At 72.5% G+C, this 2,619-nt stretch carries 3 protein-coding genes; all 3 read left to right on the forward strand.

The features are described 5' to 3' along the window. The coding region (locus AC08ON_RS05730; RefSeq protein WP_476616577.1) for a bifunctional ornithine acetyltransferase/N-acetylglutamate synthase at positions 1-442 on the forward strand (442 nt) is incomplete at its 5' end. Next, positions 439-1,527: an acetylglutamate kinase gene (argB, locus tag AC08ON_RS05735; RefSeq protein WP_476607236.1), complete on the forward strand. Its 1,089-nt coding sequence runs from the start codon at positions 439-441 to the stop codon at positions 1,525-1,527. The genes AC08ON_RS05730 and argB, both read left to right, overlap by 4 nt. Before the next feature lie 125 nt (positions 1,528-1,652). Further along, on the forward strand, positions 1,653-2,619 hold a 967-nt coding region (locus AC08ON_RS05740; protein ID WP_476616578.1), incomplete at its 3' end, for an acetylornithine transaminase.

A 2,619-nucleotide genomic window follows, 5' to 3' on the forward strand; every position in this document is an offset into this window, starting at 1 on the left:
GGAGCTGACGGGGCTGGTCACCGAGGTGTGCATCGACCTCGCCCAGCAGATGCTCGGCGATGCCGAGGGTTCGACGAAGACCATCGCCATCACCGTGACCGGAGCCGCGACCGAGGACGACGGGCTGGAGGTCGGCCGGGCCGTCGCCCGCAACAACCTGCTCAAGTGCGCTCTGTACGGCAAGGACCCGAACTGGGGACGGGTGCTCGCCGCGATCGGCACCACGAAGGCCGTCTTCGAGCCCGACGCGCTGGACGTGTCCATCAACGAGGTGCGGGTCTGCCGGGCCGGGGCCCCCGGCGAGGACCGCGACCTCGTCGACCTGTCCGGCCGTGAGGTGCGCATCGGCGTCGATCTGCACGCCGGCGATGCCGAGGTCACCGTCTGGACGAACGACCTGACCGACGGGTACGTCTACGAGAACTCGGCGTACTCGACATGAACGCCCCGACCCGGACGCCGCCGCCTTCGAACGGTGGGCACGGCAGCACCGGCAGTACCGGCAGTACCGGCGACGCCGCCCCGGGCGGGGGCCCCGGGCGGGGCCCGGCCGCCACCGCCCGCGGCCATGCGGCGCTCGCGAAGACCCAGGTCCTCATCGAGGCGCTCCCGTGGCTGTCGCGGTTCCAGGGCGCGACCATCGTCGTCAAGTACGGCGGCAACGCGATGACGGAGCCGGCGCTGCGCGAGGCCTTCGCCGCCGACGTCGTGTTCCTGCGCCACTCGGGGCTGCGGGTGGTCGTCGTGCACGGCGGCGGTCCGCAGATCACCGCGCATCTGGAGCGCCTCGGTGTCCCCTCGACGTTCGTCGGCGGCCTGCGGGTCACCACCCCGCAGACCATGGAGGTCGTGCGGATGGTCCTGCTCGGCCAGGTCAATCGGGACGTCGTGGGGCTCGTCAACGACCACGGCCCGTTCGCCGTCGGGCTGTCCGGTGAGGACGCCAACCTCTTCACCGCGCGGCGCCGCCCGGCGATCGTCGATGGCCGGGAGGTCGACGTCGGCCTGGTCGGCGACATCGTCGAGGTCCGACCGGAGACGATCAACGCCCTGCTCGGCTCCGGGAAGGTGCCGGTGGTCGCGTCGGTCGCCCGCGGCGTCGACGGCGGGGTCTACAACGTCAACGCCGACACCGCCGCCGCCGAACTCGCCGTCGCGCTCGGGGCTACGAAGCTCGTCGTCCTGACCGACGTCGAGGGCCTCTACGCGGACTGGCCGGCGAGCGACGAGGTGATCAGTGAGCTGAGCATCACCGAGCTCGAACAGCTCCTCCCCTCGCTCACCGCCGGCATGATCCCCAAGATGGAGGCCTGCCGGCGGGCGGTGCGTGGCGGTGTTCCGCAGGCGCACGTGCTCGACGGACGGGTGCCGCACGCGGTGCTCCTGGAGATCTTCACCGACGACGGCATCGGCACCTTGATCATGGCCGAGCCGGGCACCTCGCCTGAGCCGGGTACGCCCCCCGCGCCCGCCGCGCGCCCGGCCGGGATCGTTCCGGCCGGCGAACCAACCGGAGGAACGCCATGAACGCCGAGATCGCTGAGAACCCAGTGAACCCAGTGAACCCAGTGAACCCAGTGAACCCAGTGAACCCAGTGAACGCCGAGATCGCCAAGGACGCCGATCTGATCGCCCGGCGGGACGCCGTCGTGATGGCGACCTACGGCCGACCCGCGATCTCCCTGGCCCGGGGGGCCGGCAGCCGGGTGTGGGACCATGACGGCCGCGAATATCTCGACCTGGTCGGCGGGATAGCCGTCAGCGTGCTTGGTCACTGCCACCCGGCGGTCCGGGACGCCGTCGTCGGCCAGCTCGGCGCTCTCGGCCACGTGTCGAACCTCTATGCCAACGAGCCTCAGGTGCTGCTGGCCGAACGGCTCGTCGAGCTGCTACGGGTCGGCGCGCCGAGCCCCGGGCTTCCGCCCGGGGGGGCGAAGGTCTTTTTCTGCAACTCGGGAGCGGAGGCCAACGAGGCAGCAATCAAGATCGCCCGCCGGACCGGCCGTCCGGAGATTATCGCCACCGAGGGCTCGTTCCACGGTCGGACCCTGGGCGCGCTGTCCATCACCGGTCAGCCGGCCAAGCGGGCACCGTTCGAGCCACTGCTGCCCGGCGTCCGGTTCGTGCCCTATGGAGACGGCGCGGCCCTGCGCGCCGCCGTCAGCGAGGCGACCGCGGCGGTGTTCCTGGAACCGACCCTCGGTGAAGGCGGTGTCGTGCCGCCGCCGACCGGCTACCTCGCCGCCGCGCGGGCTGTCTGTGACTCCGCCGGCGCGCTGCTGGTCCTGGACGAGGTGCAGAGTGGCATCGGCCGGACCGGCTCGTGGTTCGCTCACCAGACCGAGGGCGTGCTGCCCGACGTGATCACCCTGGCCAAGGGGCTCGGCGGTGGCCTGCCCGTCGGCGCCTGCGTCGGCATCGGCGCGGCGGGGACGCTGTTGCGCCCGGGGGATCATGGCAGCACCTTCGGCGGCGGCCCGATCGTCTGCGCGGCGGCGCTCGCGGTGCTCGACACGATCGCCGCCGAGGGCCTGCTTGAACACGCGTCGCGGCTCGGGGAGCGGCTGGCCGCGGCGATCCGGGCGGCGGGCGTGCCCGGCGTGGCGGGGGTCCGGGGAC

It is taken from the genome of Frankia sp. CoWAU3, assembly GCF_977971855.1.

What these genes read in the sequence shown, in the direction of transcription:
- argB (WP_476607236.1), top strand. Translation starts at nt 439, where the DNA reads ATGAACGCCCCGACCCGGACGCCGCCGCCTTCGAACGGTGGGCACGGC.